Origin of the sequence: Herbaspirillum camelliae, from assembly GCF_001929405.1 — a bacterium.
GTDB classification, from domain to species: domain Bacteria; phylum Pseudomonadota; class Gammaproteobacteria; order Burkholderiales; family Burkholderiaceae_D; genus Herbaspirillum; species Herbaspirillum seropedicae.
Genome location: NZ_KV880769.1, coordinates 1,640,694 through 1,658,771, shown reverse-complemented (window position 1 = coordinate 1,658,771; position 18,078 = coordinate 1,640,694). Strand labels below are relative to the sequence as shown.

General features: G+C 65.3%; 13 protein-coding genes and 2 riboswitches. Of the genes, 4 read left to right on the top strand and 9 right to left on the bottom strand.

Translation table 11 applies throughout. The annotated features are described in order from the left end of the window. The first annotated feature begins 3 nt into the window (after positions 1–3). Positions 4–903, top strand: coding sequence for a LysR family transcriptional regulator (locus BGK68_RS07335; RefSeq protein ID WP_075256545.1), 900 nt, complete (start codon positions 4–6; stop codon positions 901–903). A 187-nt stretch (positions 904–1,090) separates the two neighbouring features. After that, positions 1,091–2,035, top strand: a complete 945-nt coding sequence (locus tag BGK68_RS07330; protein WP_075256544.1) for a TraB/GumN family protein — start codon at positions 1,091–1,093, stop codon at positions 2,033–2,035. A gap of 28 nt (positions 2,036–2,063) precedes the next feature. On the opposite strand, the gene BGK68_RS07325 is transcribed toward BGK68_RS07330, so the two are convergent. Continuing rightward, positions 2,064–5,774, bottom strand: coding sequence for an Ig-like domain repeat protein (locus tag BGK68_RS07325; protein ID WP_075256543.1), 3,711 nt, complete (start codon positions 5,772–5,774; stop codon positions 2,064–2,066). Positions 5,775–6,103: 329 nt separating this feature from the next. Next, on the bottom strand, positions 6,104–6,340 hold the full coding sequence (locus BGK68_RS07320; RefSeq protein WP_075256542.1) for a hypothetical protein: 237 nt from the start codon (positions 6,338–6,340) through the stop codon (positions 6,104–6,106). A 485-nt stretch (positions 6,341–6,825) separates the two neighbouring features. Here BGK68_RS07320 and BGK68_RS07315 point away from each other — a divergent pair, with 485 nt between their 5' ends. Together BGK68_RS07315 and BGK68_RS07310 are read left to right on the top strand one after the other, a co-directional pair. After that, positions 6,826–7,503, top strand: coding sequence for a YitT family protein (locus tag BGK68_RS07315; RefSeq protein ID WP_233149250.1), 678 nt, complete (start codon positions 6,826–6,828; stop codon positions 7,501–7,503). A 127-nt stretch (positions 7,504–7,630) separates the two neighbouring features. After that, the gene (locus BGK68_RS07310; protein ID WP_075256540.1) at positions 7,631–8,875 is read left to right on the top strand and encodes a nitrate regulatory protein; all 1,245 of its coding nucleotides are present in this window, start codon (positions 7,631–7,633) and stop codon (positions 8,873–8,875) included. A gap of 18 nt (positions 8,876–8,893) precedes the next feature. On the opposite strand, the gene atzF is transcribed toward BGK68_RS07310, so the two are convergent. The 7 genes from atzF to BGK68_RS27995 form a co-directional block, all read right to left on the bottom strand. After that, entirely contained in the window at positions 8,894–10,309 is a 1,416-nt protein-coding gene (gene atzF / locus BGK68_RS07305) for an allophanate hydrolase (protein WP_075256539.1), read from the bottom strand. Beyond that, a complete protein-coding gene (gene uca, locus BGK68_RS07300; protein ID WP_075256538.1) occupies positions 10,306–13,929 on the bottom strand; it encodes an urea carboxylase in 3,624 nt (1,207 codons plus the stop codon). The genes atzF and uca overlap by 4 nt, the downstream gene beginning before the upstream one ends. A 96-nt stretch (positions 13,930–14,025) precedes the next feature. Beyond that, positions 14,026–14,661 (bottom strand): urea amidolyase associated protein UAAP2, encoded by a 636-nt coding sequence (locus BGK68_RS07295; protein ID WP_075256537.1) that lies wholly within the window; start codon positions 14,659–14,661, stop codon positions 14,026–14,028. A gap of 15 nt (positions 14,662–14,676) precedes the next feature. Then, positions 14,677–15,408: an urea amidolyase associated protein UAAP1 gene (locus tag BGK68_RS07290; protein ID WP_075256536.1), complete on the bottom strand. Its 732-nt coding sequence runs from the start codon at positions 15,406–15,408 to the stop codon at positions 14,677–14,679. A gap of 1 nt (position 15,409) precedes the next feature. Next, on the bottom strand, positions 15,410–16,186 hold the full coding sequence (locus BGK68_RS07285) for an ABC transporter ATP-binding protein (protein ID WP_075256535.1): 777 nt from the start codon (positions 16,184–16,186) through the stop codon (positions 15,410–15,412). Next, positions 16,183–16,998, bottom strand: a complete 816-nt coding sequence (locus BGK68_RS07280) for an ABC transporter permease (protein ID WP_075256534.1) — start codon at positions 16,996–16,998, stop codon at positions 16,183–16,185. Before BGK68_RS07280 ends, BGK68_RS07285 begins: the two co-directional genes overlap by 4 nt. 147 nt (positions 16,999–17,145) lie before the next feature. Continuing rightward, positions 17,146–17,246, bottom strand: a riboswitch (guanidine-I (ykkC/yxkD leader). Positions 17,247–17,339: 93 nt separating this feature from the next. Continuing rightward, complete coding sequence (locus BGK68_RS27995) at positions 17,340–17,489, bottom strand: hypothetical protein (protein ID WP_198937317.1); 150 nt, start codon at positions 17,487–17,489, stop codon at positions 17,340–17,342. A gap of 446 nt (positions 17,490–17,935) precedes the next feature. Continuing rightward, positions 17,936–18,035: riboswitch (guanidine-I (ykkC/yxkD leader) on the top strand. The last annotated feature ends 43 nt before the right edge of the window (positions 18,036–18,078 follow it).

Below are 18,078 nucleotides of genomic sequence, written 5' to 3'. Positions count from 1 at the left end.
ACCATGGATCAACTGTTGGCCATCCGGGCCTTTGCCCGGGTCGTGGAGGCGGGCAGTTTCACCCGCGCGGCGGATTCGCTGGACATGCCCAATGCCACCATGAGCAAGCTGGTGCGGGAACTGGAGGCGCACCTGGGCGTGCGCCTGCTGCAGCGGACCACGCGGCGCGTGAGCGTTACGCCGGAGGGACAGGATTACTACGAGAGGACCGGCCGCCTGGTGCGCGACCTGGAAGACATCGATACCTCCTTCAATGCCGTGCGCGGCAATCCGCGCGGCAAGCTGCGCATCGATGTGGGCGGCTCCACTGCCCGTGATGTACTGATCCCGGCGCTACCGGATTTCCTGGCGCGCTATCCGGACATCAGCATCGACCTGGGCGTCTCCGACCGCCCGGTGGACCTGATCGGCGACAGCGTCGATTGCGTCATCCGGGGCGGGCCGCTGGACAATTCTTCCCTGGTGGCGCGCCAGATCGGCCAGGCGCGCATGGTCACCTGCGCCACGCCGGCCTATCTCAAGCAGTTCGGGGTGCCGGCCTATCCGGATGAACTCAAGAATGGCCACCGCCTCATCAGCTATCTGTCGCCGCAAAGCGGGCGCGCCTTTCCCTTTCGCTTCGAGCGCAAGGGTGAAAAGATCGAGATCAAGACCGAGCACCGCATCGGGGTCAATGAAAGCAACGCCCACCTGGCGGCGGCGCTGGCCGGCCTGGGCATTGTCCAGACCTTCCGCTATGCGGCCGGGCCCGCCCTGGCGCGGGGCGAGCTGGTCGAGATCCTGACGAAATGGCGGCCAGCGCCGTATCCCTTCCATGTGGTCTATCCGAACAACCGGCATGTCTCGCATCGCCTGCGGGTCTTCATCGACTGGCTGATGGCCTACCTGCCAGCGAAATTCTGATGGCATGGCCGGCGCTGGCCGGCTGGCAGCGGGCGCGGGAGTGTCGCTGAACGGTTCCGGTTGTTCTTATGAAAACGTCCTGTTCATTGATCAGATCTTGTCACAGAGACGTCGGCGATTTGTCAGCTCTTTTTAAACTGGGCTCTCTATGATGAACCCATCGTTCCCGCCGAAAGACCTGCCGACCATGAACCTCATCCGGACCCGCGCCATTCTGCTCATCGCCCTGCTCTTTTGCGCCCATGGCGCGATGGCGCAAGCGATCCCGGAGGACTGCCCGCCCCAGGTCAGGGTCTCGCCTGAAGAAATGAAACGGCTCGCCCATAGCGCGCAACCGGACCGCGGGCCGTTGTGGGAAATCAGCAAGGACGGGCATCTTTCCTATCTCTACGGCACCATCCACTTGGCAAGGCTGGAATGGGATTTTCCCGGCCCCACCATCCTGAAGGCCTTGCGTTCGGCCCGCACGTTGGTGGTGGAAATGGACATCACGCGTCCCGGCATGGCGGCGACGATGCTCGCGCCCATGCCGCAGCAAGCCGCCGATGCGTCCTCACCCTTGTACCAATCATTGCTGGCAAGAACAGACCAGCAATTGCGCAAGGCCTGCGCCGATCCGGAGAATTTCAAGGGCGCGAGCCTGGCCTCGAAGATGGCTTCGCTCACGCTGCTGTCGGCCCGGCGTCGCGGCTTCTATGCTGACTTTGCCATCGACGCCGCCTTGATTGGCTTTGCCCGTTATGCAAAGAAAGACATCGTCGAACTGGAGCAACCGTCGGACCAGCGGCGCGCCATCGGCCAGACCCAGCTGACGTCGCTGGAGCGCGATCTTGACGAGCTGGAGAGCGGCAAGACCGAAGACGACCTGAGCGCGCTTGCGCTGGCATGGGAACGCGGTGATATGGTCGGCATTGCAGAACTGTGCAAGCAACTGCAATGCACCGACGACCGGCAATACTACGAAGACCGTAACAAGGTATTCGCGGCCGGCATCGCCAAGGCCGTGACGGGGCCAGGTCCGGCCTTCATCGGCGTGGGCTTCCTGCATATGCTGGGGCCGGACAGCGTGATCGACCAGCTCAGGGCGATGGGCTTCGAGGTCCGGCAGGTCGCCCTGTCTGGAAAAAGTTAGTTTCCGCACAGCCCCCTCCCCGGCCTGGCTAGAAGCGCCCGCTCACCTGGAAGTTCAATGACTGCGAGGTCGTCATGGCGTTGGCGGCATTGTGCGAGTAGAGCAGCATCAGGGCCAGGCCGTTCTTGAGCAGCAGCCGTCCACCCAGCGTGAGCAGCCATTGCCTGCTTTCCTGGGTGGCGTCGCTGTAGCGGTAGACCGGACTGGACAGGGCGGAATCGGCGTAGCTCATCGTCGCCGTTCCCGTTCCCTGCAGGTTGCGCTGGTAGGCCATCCTGGCCTGCGGCGTCAACAGGCCCACGGGCAGCGTCACATCGAACTGTGCGCGCATGCCGAGATAGGCCGCATCATTGCGCAGGGACTGGCTGAAATAGGTCAGTGCGCCCGCGCCGCCGCTTTCGGTATAGCGGTCCAGGGTGGCGCGGGCCAGGTCCAGCCGCACATAGGGCGAGACCAGCCAGTCCTGGCCGCGCCATTCATAGCCCACCGTGGTCGAACCAAACACCTGGCGGCCTGTGCGCGAGCCGGCAGCCAGGGCGCCGGTATCGGCGATGAAGCGCGACAGCTCGAAACGCAGCGCGCCATAGCCGGCCAGCGCGTCCACGTACAGATCATCGGCAGGATGAGTACTGGCATAGAGCACACCCATGACGCCCTGGCCACGGCTGCTGGCGCTGTCATCATCGGCGCGGTAGCCGCTGAGGCTGTAGCCGGCGCCCATGCCTAGCGTGAGGCCGCGACTGATCCGGTAATCGCCGCCCATACTCACACCCGAGGTGGACAGGCGTGCGCTGCTCTGGCCGGCGCTGCCTTTCTGGTTGACCAGATCAAGCGCGCCGCCGATCCACCAGGCGATATCGCGCCGGGAGGCAGCTTCGCTGACTTGCGGCAACTCGGGCAGCTTATCGTCCGGGCCGCTGGTGCTGGCCGTGCTGACCGTGCTGGACCCCGCCAGCGCCGTCTTGCGCAAGCCCGCGCGCAGGTAGGCCAGTTCACTGTCCCGATAGTTGACGATGTCGCCGCCGCGCGCCCAGGTGGTGGGTTCACGGCGTGGATCATTGGTCTGGCCGAAGCTGAGGCCGAAGGAGGACGGGGCGGCGCCCTCGCCATGCAAGAGTTCCAGGCGCTGCGTGAAATTGGCCAGGTGCGCCGTGGCGAAGCGCTGCACCGCCTGGGTCTGGGCGCGCACCATGGCGGTGACGGCGGTACTGCTGGCCGGATCTGCCAGGATGGCATAGCTGAAGCCGCCGGCCACGGTCACCGTGCCACCGGCGGCGGTCACCACCAGATCGACCGTCCCTGCGGTATGCGCGCTGGTGACCACCACCAGTTCGGTATCGCTGTTGGAGACGATGCGCGCAGCGCTGCCGCCAAAGCTGACCGCGCTCGCGCCCGCCAGACGCACGCCGCTGATGCTCACCCGGGTATTGCCCAATGCGCTGCCGCCGGCGGGCGTCACGCCAGTCACTGCCGGGCGGATGCTGGCCACGGCGACGGTCACGCTGGCCGAGCCGGTGCTGTTGTTGTTGCTGTCGCCGTTATAGACCGCTGAGAGGCGATGGCTACCCACGGTCAGCGTATTGAGGGTGAGGCTGGCGCTCTGTCCGGAGAGGCTGACCGTGCCCAGGATGGCCGCGCCATCCATGAAGCTGACCGTGCCGGTGGGCGCTATGCCGCCCGCCACGGTGGCGGTCAGCGTCAAGGGCGCCTGTTCGTTGAGGGCGCTCGCCGAACTGGCCAGCGAGAGCGTCGGCGTGGACCTGCCGATGCTCACGCGCACCCCGGTTGAGTTGGCGCTGGCGTTGTTGCTGTCACCGCTGTAGTGGGCAGTGACGGTGTGGCTGCCGAGGGCAAGGGTGGAAGTGCTGAAACTGGCCGCGCCGGAGACCACGTTGACCGTGGCCAGGGTGGTCCCGCCCTCGCTGAAGACCACGGTGCCACCGGGGAGGCTGCCGGTGCTGCCACTGACGACGGCATTGAAGGTGATGCTGCTGCCCAGGCTGGCGCTGGCCGGGGTGGCGCTCAGGGTGAGCGTGGCCACGACCTTGTTGATGGTCACGGTGATGGCGCTGCTGGTGGCTGCGGCATGGTTGCTGTCGCCGGCGTAACTGGCTCTGATGATGTGGGTGCCGGGAGTGAGCGTGCCCAGGCGCAGCGACGCCGCGCCGCCCGACAGGCTGGCCGCGCCAAGCGTGACGCCGCCCTCCGTGAAACGGACCAGGCCGGTGGCGGCGGACCCGCCGCTGAGGGCGGCGTTCAGGGTCAGCGTAGCGCCGTAGCTCACCGACGTGGAAGAGGCCGACAGCACCAAGGCCGGCGTGCGTTGGATCACCGTGACCGTGGCGACGGCGGAACTGGCGGCGGCGTTATTGCTGTCGCCGTCATACTGGGCTTCCAGGCTGTGCGTGCCGATGGCCAGGGTGCTGGTCGAGAAAACGGCCGCGCCGGCGGAGACCACGGCGCTCCCCAGCACGACGCCGCCGTCGGTGAAGGTGACCGTGCCACTGGGCGAGCTGCCGCCCACCGTGGCCGTCAGCGTGACGGCAGCGCCGAAGGCCGTGTGCGATGTCGAGGCATTGAGCACCACCGTCGAACTGACCTGCCCCACCGTCAGGGTCGTGGCGGACGCGGTCGCACTGTCGTGGTTGTTGTCGCCTGAGTAGACGGCGCTGATGGCGTGGCTGCCCACGGCGAGTCCCGGCAGGGGCAAGCTGGCGCTATCGCCGGACAGTGCGGCGGTGCCGAGGACGGCGCTGCCATCCTTGAAGAGGATGGTTCCACCGGGAGAGAGCACGCCGGTCAGTGTTGCCGTGACCATGGGTGTCGCGCCATAGGTGATCGCGTTGGACGAGGTGCTCACCAACAGCGTCGGACTGAGCGGGGAAACGGTGACCATCAATGCCGATGAACTGGTCGCAGCATTGTTGCCATCACCGGCGTAGCGTGCGGTGATGAGATGGGCGCCAGCCGTCAGATTGCCCAGCGCGAGCGTGGCCGCGTTGCCGGCCAGTGTGGCGCTGCCGATGACGGCGCCGCCCTCGTGGAACTCGATGCTGCCGCTGGGTGAGTAGCCGTTGCTGAGCGCAGCGTTGAAGAGGAGATTGCCACCATAGCTGATGGACGACGCGGAGCTGCCCAGCGAGAGCGTGGGCGTGGCCGCAGCGACGGTGACGATGAGCGGCGCAGAACTCGTGGCATCGCCATCGAAGACGGCCGTCAATGCATGGCTTCCCGGCGCAAGCGTGCTGATGTCGAGGCTGGCGGTGTAGGAAGAGACAGCGACGGTTCCCAGCGTGACGGCGCCGTCCATGAAGCTGACAGTGCCGCTGCCGGCATAGGTGCCTGCCAGGTTGGCGGTGAGCGTGACTGCTGCACCATAGGCAGGGCTGGTCGATGAACTGCCCAGCGAAATGGAAGTGGGCGTTGAGACGACCGCCGTAATGGTCCATTTGGCCGACCCGATCGGATTACGTTTCGCATCGAAATAGTCCAACGTGACCGTGGAAGTGCCGGCCACAGTGGGCGTTCCTGAGACGACGAGGTCGAAGAAGCTCGAACCGATGCCCACTAGTAGTCCGCTGTCCCAATTGTCGTAGGAATAGAGGGTCTGGTAGCAGCCGCCGCAGTGGGGTGTGAAGGTGGCGCTATAGGGAACGCCCACCAGGGCGTCAGGCAAGGCCGTCACCGTCTGCGCCCGCGCTGCCGGCCAGCTCCAGAGCAGCAGAAAGACCAAGGCCATCCATCTGCACATGACTGGCCAGCGGCAGTCACGCCAAGCATATCCCGTTGCCAAAAATGGTGAATCCACCACTGCGCCCTTATCAAGATTCAAGTGTTGGCTTTATGCGCGCAGGGAGATACGCGGTCCACGCACTATCAACGTAATGGCGCGTAAAAAAAGGAAAAGAGGCCGTGACGGCCAGGATGCGCCAGCCCTCGACAGAGGCGCTGCGAGCGCGGCGCGACTAGGCTGAAGATGGAAAAAGGAATAGCCCGATGGGATGCCCGATGGGACGGTAGGGATCGCCGGGACCGGCGAAATCCGCAGAGGGAAGGATCAGGGAAAAATCAGGGGAAGACCAGTTCCAGGCCGAACATTTCGCTGACGAAGAAGGTGGCCACGCCCAGGAGCAGCAGCGACAGCACGAAGATCGCGACGACCTGCCCAGTGGCGCGCAACACTGCGCGACGCTCATTGATCCTGCCCTTCTTGCCCTGGTCGTAATGCCACTTGATGGCATAGAACATGCCGGTGCACAGCACGATCACCTTGAAGGTGACGAAGAGTATTGGGACCCAATCCATGATGTCGATAATTTCCGTTTGCTGGAGAGACGAAACTCCGATGACGCGCCGGCACTCGGCATGCGTATCGGCTACCACCTGGCCCTTCGCTGATCCTTGTTGCGCCGGAACCTGGCAAAGGCGTGTCACTGTCTCCCCGTAACACTGGCACTTCTTGCACGTGCCTGGGCATTTTACCCAGTCCGCTCGGGGTGGGTCCAGAAGACAAGATCCATACAAGGACTGCCCAGGCCCGAATACGCCAGCCACCGAGGCAGCGCTCCAGCTTGCCCACAGGCATGTTTCCTGCTTGGCCGAAAGTGTTGCAGGGATGCAGCGCCGTCCCATCCGGGCATCGCCGCACTGCAACAAATCCTTTACCATGCGGCCCAGCAGCGACTGTCAGCGACAGCAGGCAGTTGCGATGCAAGGGCGATACCGGCTTACCCGCCAGCGTCGCTCCTGCCTGACGCGTTCGTTATCCACGATAGATGATTGGTATCGCCATGAGCACTTCGACCACTTCCCCGGCCGCTTCTTCCGCCTCCCGCCCCGTCGCTCCTGCGCCCGTACGCGGCCCTGCCGCCAGCCCGGTGCGCCACAGCTGGATCGACAACCTGCAAGGTCAGCTCTTTGGCGTGGTCATGGTGGCCTTTGGCATGTCCATGCTGCACAGCCTGGGACTGATCATCGGCCAGATCGCCGGGGTGGCCTTCCTGGTCAGCTATGGCAGCGGCATCAGCTTCGGCCTGGCCTTCACCCTCATCAACCTGCCCTTCTACCTGCTGGCGGCGCTGCGCATGGGCGCCGCCTTCACCTGGCGCACCCTGGCGGCGGTGACGGCAGTGTCGCTGCTGACCAATATCGCCGGCAACTACATCAGCTATCGCCACCTCGATCCCGCCGTGGGAGCAGTGCTGGCAGGCCTGTGCGTGGGCATCGGCCTGATCGCCCTGTTCCGTCACCAGGCCAGTTGCGGCGGCATGAGCATCCTGGCGGCCTACGTGCAGGAGCGCACCGGCTTCAAGGCGGGCTGGCTGCTGATGGGCTTCGACCTGGCGCTGTTCGCCACGGCGGCCTTGTTCCTGCCCATGGAGCGGGTGCTGTATTCGCTGGTGGGGGCGATCACCATGAATCTCTTCGTGGCCTGGAATCACCGCTATGAGTGGTACATCGCGCGCTAAAGACGTGCAGCGCTGCCCCGTCCCAGAGCGCGCGGCGGGTTGATTCCATTACAATTCCGGATCAGCGGGGGCATTGCATGCATCTTGCTTGCCCCCAGCGGCCCTGCCCCTCTTTTCCTGCACGTCCATGAGCAATGTCCTGACCTACCTGATCACCGCCCGCCGCTGCGAAGTGGAAGAGCTGCAACGCCTGTCCCGCACCTGCCAGATGGTCTTGACCGTGGGCCAGCTGATCCACTGCCTGCAGCAGGAACGCGGCCTCTCCAACATCTACCTCGGCTCGGGCGGCCAGCGCGACGCCGCGGCCCGGCAGGCGCGGGTGGCCAACAGCCAGGCCGCAGCCGCCGAGTTCCAGGACTGGCTGCATTCCATCGAACAAGACAATGCGCTCTCCAACGGTGCGCGGCTCTATACCCGCATCGCCTTTGCGCTGCATGCGCTGGAGGGCCTGCCGCGGCTGCGCGAAGAGATTTCGGCGCTGCGCTGCTCGCCCACGGAAAGCTATGAACGCTTCAAGACCGTGGTCGGCGCACTGCTGGCGCTGGTCTTCGAGGCCGCCGACGTGGCGGTGGATGCGCAGATCTCGCGCCTGCTGGTGGCGCTGTTCAATCTGATGCAGGGCAAGGAATTCGCCGGCCGCGAGCGCGCCGCCGGGGCCGCTGCCTTTGCCAGCGGCAAGATCACGCGCGAGCAGGAACAGAGCATCGAATACCAGATCGAGATGCAGGAACAGGCGCTGCGCCGCTTCGAGTCCTTCGCCGAAGACGTGCGCGCACCCTGGCAGGCGCTGCAGGCCGGCCTGCCGCTGGCCGAGCTGGAACGCCTGCGCCGCAAGCTGCTCACCAGTCACGAGCGCGGTCTGGATGCCGAGATGGCCGAGGCCTGGTACCAATGCTGCTCGGCGCGCATCGATGGTCTGCACCAGATCGAGATCCACCTGGCGCAGTTCGTCCAGGCGCGCTGCCAGGCCAAGATCACCGAACTGCAACAGGAACTGGACGACCAGGATCAGCTCTTCAGCCAGCACGACCGGCTGGACCCGCTCACCCCGCTGGCGGCCTTTTCCGCACCGCTGGACGAACAGGCCTTGGCCGACGGCGTCGGTTCGCACCTGGCCCACAGCATCGTCGACATGCTGCGCAGCCAGTCCGATCGCCTGCAGAACCTGACCGCCGAACTGGCCACCGTGCGTGACAGCCTCGAAGAGCGCAAGCTCATCGAGCGCGCCAAGGGCGTGCTGATGATGAAGCAGGGCTTGAACGAAGAAGCCGCCTATCGCCTGCTGCGCAAGCATGCGATGAACCAGAACCGGCGCATTGCCGAGGTGGCGCAGGCGATCCTCTCGCTGACCGAGATCCTGCCCGAAGCCTGAACGCCTCCCGGCGCACGCTCAAGCCGCCCGCCGACGATCCTCGAGCTGGCGCTGCCCGACCAGTGGCCGCCCATGTGCGCGCTGCAAGGCGTCGGCCACGCCCAGCAAGGCCTGGTCGCTGAAGGCCGGGCCGAATACCGTGATGCCCCAGGGCAGGCCGTTCTTCATGAAGTTCATGGGCGTGGCCACGGCGGCGTAGTCCAGCATGTTCATGAAATTGGTATACCAGCCCAGGTCCGAATTGCGCTGCACCGGCTGCTCGCGCAATTCTTCCAGCGTCACCGGGCGTGGATAGGCGGGCGTGACCACGCAATCGACGCTGGCCAGGATGCGGTCGCATTCGGCCTTCAATTGCTGCAGGCGATATTGCGCGCGGAAGGTATCGACGGCGCTGTACTGCGGCGCCTTGCGCAGCACATCGCGAATCACCGGCAGGATTTCATCAGGCTGCTCCTGCAACAGCGCTTCGATGGTGCAGTAGCGCTCGGCCACCCAGGGTCCTTCATAGAGCAGGCGCGCCGCTGCCAGGAAGGGACTGAAATCGATAGGCACAGCGACGCCGCCGATGGCTTCCATCTGCGCCAGCGCCTCCACGAACAGCGACGGGCTCTCGCTGCAGCCGAGGAATTCCAGCTGGCGCGGCACGCCAACGCGCAGGCCCCGAGGCGGCGGCTGGAAGGCCGAGGCGTCATTGTGCGGCAGGTTGGCGCGGCTGTATTCGTCGCGCTCGTCGGGCTTGCCAGATTGTGTACACAGGGCCAGCAAGTGACTGGCTTCGGCCGCCGTGGCGGTGAAGAAGGTCACGCAGTCCAGCGTGCGGCAGGCCGGCACGACCCCGGCGGTGGACAGCAGGCCTTTGGTCGCCTTCAGTCCAACCAGGTTGTTCAGCGCGGCCGGCACGCGACCGCTGCCGGCCGTGTCGGTGCCCAGCGCAAAGCTGGACAGGCCCAGCGCCACCGCCAGCGACGAACCGGAGGACGAGCCGCCGGAAGGATAGTCCGGATGCACGCTGTTGCGGCAAGCGCCGTAGGGAGAGCGGGTGCCGTTCAAGCCCGTGGCGAACTGGTCGAGGTTGCATTTGCCCACCGGGATCGCCCCCAGCGCGATCAGTTGCGCCACCAGCGTGGCGCTCTCGCGCGGCACGTAACTGAAGGCCGGACAGGCGGCCGTGGTCGGGATGCCCGCCAGGTCAATGTTGTCCTTGATCGAGAAAGGCACGCCATACAGCGGCAGGCTGTGCGGGGATTGCTGCTCCAGCGCCTGCAGGTAGGGCTCGCACTCCTCTTGGCTCAACAGGTGGATGTAGAGCCGGTATGTCGGGTTGAGCGCCGCAGCGCTCTCGCGCAGGCGCTGCATCACCGTGCGCGGGTCCAGGCTGCCGTTGCGATAGGCGGCGGTGAGCGCATCGATGCGCAGGTCGAAGGAATGGATCATGCGGCCTCCTGTTGGGTATCTTCCATGACCAGCACGCACTGACCTGCGCGCACCGGACTGCCGGGCTGCACACGCACCTCGGCGACAACGCCCGCTTCGGGCGCGGCAATGTTGATTTCCATCTTCATCGATTCCAGGATCATCAGCAGCTCACCCTGCGCCACGCGCTGGCCGGGACTGACCTTGACCTGCCACAGGTTGCCGGCGATCGGCGCATCGACAGCCGTCTGACCGTCCTTCAGGGGCTGGTCTTCCTGCTCGATGGCGCTGCCTTCCTCGCTCTCGTAGTTGGCCTGGCCGCTGGCGATCCAGCGCTGGCGCTCGGCATCGAAAGCGGCTTGCTGGTGCTGGCGGAAGGCGGCGATGCCCTCGGCTTCGCGCTGCAGGAAATCCTGGTAATCCGCCAGATTCAACTGCGTCTCTTCGATGCCGACCTCGAAGCGGCCCAAGGGGAAATCACGGCGGATAGTCTGCAATTCTTCGGCCGTGACCGGATAGAAACGGATCTGGTCGAAGAAGCGCAACAGCCAGGGCTTGCCGTGGAAGGCTGCGACCTCGCGGTAGCGGTTCCACATCTGCAGGGTGCGGCCCACGAACTGGTAGCCGCCCGGCCCTTCCATCCCATAGATGCACAGGTAGGCGCCACCGATGCCCACCGAGTTCTCGGCGGTCCAGGTGCGCGCCGGGTTGTACTTGGTGGTGACCAGGCGATGGCGCGGGTCCAGGGGCGTAGCCACCGGTGCGCCCAGGTAGACGTCGCCCAGGCCCATGACCAGGTAGCTGGCGTCGAAGACCGTCTCGCGCACCGCGCCGATATCCTTGAGGTCGTTGATGCGACGGATGAATTCAAGATTGCTGGGACACCAGGGCGCATCCTTGCGCACGGTGGTCATGTATTTCTCGATGGCGAGCTGGCAGGCCGGATCGTCCCAGGACAAAGGCAGATGCACGATACGCGACGAAACCGTCAGGTTTTCGCTGGCACAGACGGCGTCCCACAATCCGGCGATGGTCTGCAGCAGCGTCGCCAAGGGCAGCGCTTCCGGCTGGTAATGCATCTGCAGCGAGCGGATGCCCGGAGTCAGGTCGATCACGCCCGGCAGGGCCTGTTCTTCCAGCGCCGCGATCAGGGCGTGCACGCGGAAGCGCAACACCAGGTCCAGTTGCGGGCTGCCCACTTCCAGCAGCAGATTGGCATCGCCCGACAGGCGCGCCACCAGACGTCGCTCATCCTGACCCAGGTCCAGCACGATGGGCGAGGCCAGGGGTGCAGGCGACCAGTCCACCGGCTGCGGCTGCAGGCTGGCGACACCGGCGTGTGCTGCCAGGGCAACGCGGCGCGCCGTGCTTACGTCCACCGGAATGAAGCGGACCTTGTCGCCCGCCTTGAGCTGCCCGATCTGCCAGAGGTCGGCTTCGATCACCGTGACCGGGCAGACGAAGCCGCCCAGGCTGGGGCCATCCGGCCCCAGGATCACCGGCATGTCGCCGGTGAAGTCCACCGCGCCCACGGCATAGGGATTGTCATGGATGTTGGAAGGATGCAGGCCCGCCTCGCCGCCGCTGTCGCGCACCCATTCCGGCTTGGGGCCGATCAGGCGCACGCCGGTACGGCTGGAATTGAAGTGGACTTCCCAGTCGGTGGCGAAGAAAATCTCCATGTAGGCCGGCGTGAAATATTCCGGCGCACCATGCGGACCATAGATCACGCGGACCTGGCGCACTGCCTCCAGCGCGGGATACAAATCGGCAGGCAGGGTCTGCCCGGCCTTGGTCATCGCCTCTGCGGCCAGCGGGGCGAGGTGCAGGATGTCGCCACTGGCGAGGGCGCGCCCCGCATGGCCGCCGAACTGCCCCAGCGTGAAGGTGCTGCGGCTGCCCAGATAAGTCGGCGCCTGCACGCCACCGCGCACGGCCAGATAGCTGCGCGCACCGGCCCCGCTGATGGCGCCGAGCTTGAGCGTACTGCCGGCAGGGATGTGCAGCACGGTGGCCATGGGCTGCGCCACGCCATCGAGCAGCACGGGAATGACTGCGCCAGTGACCACCACCATGGCGGCGGTATTGAAGCGCAGGATCGGCCCGCTCATGGTCACTTCCAGTCCCGCCGCATCCTCGGCATTGCCCAGCAGGCGATTGCCCAGTCGCAGGGCGCGCTCATCCATCGGTCCCGAGGGCGGCACACCGACGGCCCAGTAACCGATGCGGCCAGGATGGTCCTGCACCGTGGTCTGGGTGCCGGGGGAGAGCACCTCCACCGTATCGGCGCGATAGACCAGTTGTTCCAGGCAGCGCGTCCACGGCTGACCGCTGGCGAACGGGGCATCGTCCAGGATCTGGCGCAGGTAGTGCTGGTTGGTTTCCACGCCATACAGCATGGTCTGGCGCAGCGCCGCATCCAGCGCCAGGCGTGCAGCTTCACGGGTGGGCTGCCAGCTGATGAGCTTGGCGATCATGGGATCGAAATACGGCGGGATCTCGCAGCCGGCCTCGACCCAGGTATCGATGCGCAGTGCCTGCCCATCGGCAGGGGGAAACTCGACCGCTGTCAGCAAACCCGGACAGGGCTGGAACTGGCGACCCGGGTCTTCCGCATACAGGCGCGCCTGGATCGCATGGCCGCGCGGCTGCAGACTGGCCGCCAGTTGCGCCAGCGGCGGCAGGTCACCAGCGGCCAGCTCGATCATCCAGCGCACCAGGTCCACACCCCAGACCTGTTCGGTGACGCCATGCTCCACCTGCAGGCGCGTATTGACTTCGAGGAAGTAGAACTGCCCGGCCAGGCTGTCATAGACGAACTCCACCGTGCCGGCGCTGCGGTAGTTCACCGCCCGCGCCAGCTTGATGGCCGCCGCGCACAAGGCTTCGGCCATGCCCTCGGGCAAGTTGGGCGCGGGAGTTTCTTCCAGCACCTTCTGGTTGCGCCGCTGCACCGAGCAATCGCGCACGCCGAGTGCGATCACCTCGCCTTGGCCATCGCCGAAGACCTGCACTTCCAGATGGCGGGCGCGTTCGATGTATTTCTCGATGAAGACGCCGGCATCGCTGAAATTGTTCTGGCCCAGGCGGCGCACCGAATCGAAGGCATCGCCCAGTTCGGCATCGCTGCGGCAGACGCGCATGCCGATGCCGCCGCCGCCGGCGGTGCTCTTCAACATCACCGGAAAGCCGACACGGGATGCAGCGGCCAGCGCATCGTCGATGCTTTCCAGCAGGTCCGTGCCTTCCAGCATCGGCACGCCCTGTTCACGTGCCAGTGCGCGCGCGGTGTGCTTGAGGCCGAAGATGCGCAATTGCGCAGGCGTGGGACCGACGAAGGCGATGCCAGCGGCTTCGCAGGCTTCGGCAAAGGCGGCATTCTCGGAGAGGAAGCCATAGCCGGGATGGATGGCCTGCGCGCCGCTGTCGCGGGCGGCGGCCAGGATCTTGTCCACGGCCAGATAGGTCTGTGCGGCCGGCCCTTCTCCCAGCGAAATGGCGCGGTCGGCCTGCAAGACGTGCAGGCTGCCGAGGTCGGCTTCGGAATAGACGCACACGCCGGTCACGTCCAGCGTGCGCAAGGTGCGCAGGATGCGGCAGGCAATGGCGCCGCGATTGGCGATGAGCAGATGGTCAAACATGGAATGGGCCTGGAAATCCGGGTCGTCCCGTGATTCGAAAAACCGGCTCGCGGTCGTCCGCGAGGGGCTGGGCTGCGGTCGTTCAAGTGGTGCGGATCAGTCCCACACCAGCACTTCGGCGGCGGTGGGGTTCCAGCCGTTGCAGGGATTGTTCAATTGCGGGCAGTTGGAGATGAGCACGATGAGATCCTGCTCGGCGCGCAGCTCCACGTACTTGCCAGCAGCGGAGATGCCGTCCTCGAAGGTAAGGCCGCCCTCGGGCGTGACCGGCACGTTCATGAAGAAGTTGATGTTGGCGCCGATGTCGCGCTTGTTGAGGCGGCCATCGTGAAGACAGGCACACAGGAAGTTGTCGCGGCAGCTGTGCATGTAGCGCTTCTCCAGCGCATAGCGCACGGTATTGCTCTCCTGCGCGCAGGCCCCGCCCAGGGTGTCATGGCGGCCGCAGGTATCGGCCACGATGGTGGCCAGGGCGCGCCCCAGGTTGGAATACAGCACGCTGCCCGCGCCCAGATAAGCACGATTCTGGCGGCGCAGGGTGCGCTGGGGATCGTAGCGCTCACGCGGATTGGCGGCGCTGTAGAAGAGGGTGTCGATGGCCTGGTTGCCTTCCAGGTCCAGCAGGCGCACGGTCTGCCCGGCGCTGAGATTGAAGAGATAGGGTTCGCCCGCTGGGATCACGTGACGGAACACGGCTTGTTCAGGGGCGCGCTGGCTTTCGATGATGTGCATGTGAGTCTCCCTGGCTCAGAGATGGAAGCGTTCGGTGTTGTGGAAGGCGCGCTCGTTCTCCGGGCGCGCATGGCGGCAGGCGTGGGTGCTGTCGTCGCTGTGCGTCTGCAGCCATTCCAGCCGGACCGGGCGCGGCGCATAGTGTGGATGCGGGTCCATGGGATGCTGCAGGGCCGTCAGGATGATGAGCGTGTCCATCGGTGCGGCCAGCTCGATGTAGTCCCCTGCTTTGGAATTGCCGGGCACGAAGTGGAAGACGCCTTCGGCATCCACCTCCACGCGCGAGAACAGGTTCACCACCATCAGCAGGTCTTGCAGGTCGAGGTTCCACTTGCCCATTTCCACCAGCAGGTTGTCCACGCCGTTGCGATAGAAACCATTGCGCAATTCCTGGTAGCGGCCCTGGCCGTATTTCTCGCGCACCTCCTCGGCATTGAGCACACCACCGAAGCTGTCATGCCAGCCGCAGGTATCCTCGGTGATGGCGGCCAGCACCCGGCCCATGTCGGAGTAAAGGCAATGCCCGGCCTGCAGGCGCGCGGTGTGCTGGCCCTTGAGGGTATCGGGCAGGTTCAGGCGTTCGCTGGGCTGCTGGGCGTTCAGCATCATCATGCTGACGTTGGCGCTGCCTTCGATGTCGGTGATGCGCAGCGACTGGCCGCGCTTGAGGATGAAGGAGGTATGGCCGCCGCCGGGCAGCAGTTCTTCGTAGAGTCTGGCTTGCAGGGCCAGGGGGTCCTTGCTCATGTCAGCTTTCCTTTGCAGTGAGGAGGGAGGCCAGCTTGCCGGCCTGTTCGCGGGCGCGGGCCTCGTTGAGGGCGATGTCGTAAGTGATGTGGGCCCCGTAGGCCTGCGGGTATTGCGGATCGACGCGCACCTTGTCGAACACCAGCAGGCGGGTGCCGAGCGTGAAGCCTTCGGAGAGGTCGTGGGTGACCATGAAGACGGTCAGGCCGCTGTCCTTCCACAGGTCCAGCAGCAGGGTGTGCATCTCCTTGCGGATGCCCGGATCGAGCGCACCGAAGGGTTCATCCAGCAGCAGCACGCGGGGACGCACGATGAGCGCCTGCGCAATCGCCAGGCGCTGCTGCATGCCGCCCGAGAGGCTGCTCGGATACAGGTCCAGCGCGTGACCCAACCCCACGCGATGCAACAGCTGCGCCGCCTCTTCGCGGGCGCGCCGCTTGGCGCCGCCGAACAGGCGACCCAGCAAGGGCGAGCGCGGCAGCTCCAGGCCGATGGCCACGTTGTCCAGCACATTCAGATGAGGGAACACCGAGTAACGCTGGAACACCACGCCACGCGTGGCGTCGGGCTCGGATGGAAAGGGCTGGCCCTGCAGCAGCAACTGTCCCTTGCAGGGACGCTCCTGCCCCAGCAGCAAGCGCAGGAAGGTCGACTTGCCACAGCCGGAAGCACCGACCAGGGTGCAGAACTGGCCTTCTTCCACGCGCAGGTTCAGGCGTTCCAGCACCACGTTCTGGCCGTATTGCTGCCAGACGTTGCGGATCTCGATATAGCTCATGCGCGGCCTCCTTCAGCCCAGGGGAAGAAGCGGCGGTGGACGGCGCGCAGCAACCAGTCCATCAGCCACGCCAGCAGGGTGATCCAGACCACGTAGGGCAGGATCACGTCCATGGCCAGGTAGCGGCGCACGAGGAAGATGCGATAGCCCAGACCCGCCGTGGCCGAGATCGCTTCTGCGGAAATGAAGAACAGCCAGGCTGCGCCCAGTGACAGCCGCAGCGAGACCAGCAGGCGCGCCAGCATCTGCGGCAGCGCCACGCGCAGCACCACGGTCCAGCTGTTGGCCCCGAGCGTCTGCGCCTTGATCAGCAACTCGGCGGGAATGGCGCGGCCCGTATGTTCCAGATCGCGCGCCAGCAGGGGCGTGACGCCGATGACGATCAGCATCACCTTGGACAATTCATCGAGTCCCATGACGATGAAGAGAATCGGCAGGATCGCCAGCGGCGGCACCATCGAGATCACGGTCAGCAGCGGTGAGAATCCCGCGCGCAGCACCGGGAAGACGCCATTGGCGATACCCAGCACCAGCCCAACCAGCGCGGCGATGCCCAGGCCCAGCAAGACCCGCTGCAGGCTGGCCAGCGTATCGGCCCAGAACAGGTAGTCGCCGGTGCGCGGGTCTTCCATGAAGGCCATGTGGCGCACCGCATCGACCATCTGCATGAGGCTGGGCAGGAGCTTGTCGTTGGGATTGTCGGCCAGGCGCGTGGCCGAGCCGACGGCATAGAGCAAGGCCAGGATGAGGAAGGGCAAGAGCGTGAGCAGCCACTGCCCGGAGCGGCCCGGATGGCGGTTCAGGAAACGCATGGCGCGCCTCCCTGCGACAATGACCGGGACGGGGACGGAGGCAGCACAGCGGCTGCCGGATGAGACCTGGGGATGCGAACAACGATCACGAGAAACTCCGGTCGGGTTGAACAAAAGCAGGAGCAGCGCAGCACCTGTGGTGCAACTCTCTCCCGGGCTTTTGTCCCGCCGTGTAACCTCGACCGAGGTCGCCGGCTCTCGGACCAGTCATCTGCCTGCGGCAGACCGGAACCCTAGCCAGCTATTTGAACGTCTTGTGCAGCCGTCGGATGATCAGGTCATCCTCAGATCATCGGTGCGGGCTGCCCTGCATGCAGCGAATTTCAGCAAATTCCATACCATCAGCGCGCGCGGCGCAGCCAGCGCAGCGCATGCGCAAGCACTTCCATCAGCAGCAATGAAGTGCGCATGCGGCCACACAGCGGCAGGGCCTGCGCGGCCTCGCTGGAAAAGGCGAAGGGAAAAACGGCAGTGTCGTGAGATCGGGTCATGGGCATGGTCTGCTCCTGCGAACATGGCCTGGCCGTCCAGGGATGGTTGCCGATGCTACGCGTGATGCATGCGCTTCATTTGCTTCGGCCCAAGTCGTCTTGGCTCGCCCACGGCGAGAACGACAATCTTGCATGCAAGATCCAGACCAGCCCTGCACGCCTTTGCGCACCCGGCGCAAACCCGCATCTGCACTGGTTCGCAGCCAATCGCACGTAGCATCGCGGATCGCCGGAGCGCAAGCATGGTGCAAGCCGGCACCGATTTGGCGCGCGCACGATGCGCCAGCATCGCTCACGTATGGCGCAGCCAATGGAGCGTTGAGCCGTTCGCTATTAATAGCGAAAACCGGCATCCCGCATCATCGACATCGCCTCAGGGCATTGGCATGAACCTTGCTGAAAAGCGAGCGGGAGCCGGCGAGTCCGGTCTTGTGTAGGCACAATTTGCAATGGACAGCTAGGGTTCCGGTTCGCTGTTGCGGATGTCTGGTCCGAGAGCAGTCGACCTCGCAAGAGGTTACACGGCGGGAGAAAAGCCCGGGAGATGACGCGTTCGCAAGGACCGCGCCGCTCCCGGGCTTTTTTCCAA

Coding starts and splice junctions, on each gene's coding strand:
- BGK68_RS07335 (WP_075256545.1), top strand. CDS start 4: ATGGATCAACTGTTGGCCATCCGGGCCTTTGCCCGGGTCGTGGAGGCG.
- BGK68_RS07330 (WP_075256544.1), top strand. CDS start 1,091: ATGAACCTCATCCGGACCCGCGCCATTCTGCTCATCGCCCTGCTCTTT.
- BGK68_RS07325 (WP_075256543.1), bottom strand. CDS start 5,774: ATGGCCTTGGTCTTTCTGCTGCTCTGGAGCTGGCCGGCAGCGCGGGCG.
- BGK68_RS07320 (WP_075256542.1), bottom strand. CDS start 6,340: ATGGATTGGGTCCCAATACTCTTCGTCACCTTCAAGGTGATCGTGCTG.
- BGK68_RS07315 (WP_233149250.1), top strand. CDS start 6,826: ATGAGCACTTCGACCACTTCCCCGGCCGCTTCTTCCGCCTCCCGCCCC.
- BGK68_RS07310 (WP_075256540.1), top strand. CDS start 7,631: ATGAGCAATGTCCTGACCTACCTGATCACCGCCCGCCGCTGCGAAGTG.
- atzF (WP_075256539.1), bottom strand. CDS start 10,309: ATGATCCATTCCTTCGACCTGCGCATCGATGCGCTCACCGCCGCCTAT.
- uca (WP_075256538.1), bottom strand. CDS start 13,929: ATGTTTGACCATCTGCTCATCGCCAATCGCGGCGCCATTGCCTGCCGC.
- BGK68_RS07295 (WP_075256537.1), bottom strand. CDS start 14,661: ATGCACATCATCGAAAGCCAGCGCGCCCCTGAACAAGCCGTGTTCCGT.
- BGK68_RS07290 (WP_075256536.1), bottom strand. CDS start 15,408: ATGAGCAAGGACCCCCTGGCCCTGCAAGCCAGACTCTACGAAGAACTG.
- BGK68_RS07285 (WP_075256535.1), bottom strand. CDS start 16,186: ATGAGCTATATCGAGATCCGCAACGTCTGGCAGCAATACGGCCAGAAC.
- BGK68_RS07280 (WP_075256534.1), bottom strand. CDS start 16,998: ATGCGTTTCCTGAACCGCCATCCGGGCCGCTCCGGGCAGTGGCTGCTC.
- BGK68_RS27995 (WP_198937317.1), bottom strand. CDS start 17,489: ATGACCCGATCTCACGACACTGCCGTTTTTCCCTTCGCCTTTTCCAGC.